1 protein-coding gene is annotated in these 698 nt (G+C 45.6%); it reads right to left on the reverse strand.

The features are described from left to right. Nucleotides 1-32: 32 nt before the first annotated feature. The coding region (gene thiI / locus R7O13_RS27160) for a thiazole biosynthesis protein (protein WP_412125737.1) at nt 33-698 on the reverse strand (666 nt) is incomplete at its 5' end.

Raw genomic sequence — 698 nt, forward strand, 5'->3', positions numbered from 1 at the left:
ATTTGCGCCTTTTAACGTATTTTATCAGTCAGCTATGGACGGTAAACTTTTACGTTGTTAAAGCCCTGCTCTTGCAAGTAAAGCGCTTGCAGACGGCTCATGACGCCACGGTCACAGTACAGTAGGTAAGTTTTCGACTGGTCTAGGTCACCGAACTGCGTACCCAGCTTGTAGAACGGAATGTGTTTCACATCCACACCATCGATTTCTAATGGGTTATCGTCTTCCTCATCAGGGCTACGAATATCCAATACTACCGCGTGTTCTTCTACTGCTTGTACTTGCTCAACTTCTGGTGCCGCTTGCTCAGATTCTTTTGCGATATCACGAATGTCCATTTGACGCGCTTCGTAAACCACTTTTTCTAGAATGCTGAAGTCAAACTTCGCTTCTTCTGCTTCTAGCTTCTCTTTCACCGCTTTTACTGTTGGCTTCTTAGAGATCACGCCACAGTACTCAGGCATGGTTTTCGCGAAGTCTTCTGTACCGATTTCACGAGCTAAGTTGATGATGTCTTCTTTATCCCAGTTGATAAGAGGACGCAGAATCAGCGTATCCGTAACATTATCGATGTGACGAAGGTTCGTTAGCGTTTGGCTAGATACCTGGCCAAGAGCTTCACCTGTAACCAACGCTTCAATCTTAAACTTCTCAGCAATCATGCCAGCAGCGCGCATGAACATACGCTTCAAGATGAC

It is taken from the genome of Vibrio sp. Y176 (assembly GCF_033438945.1).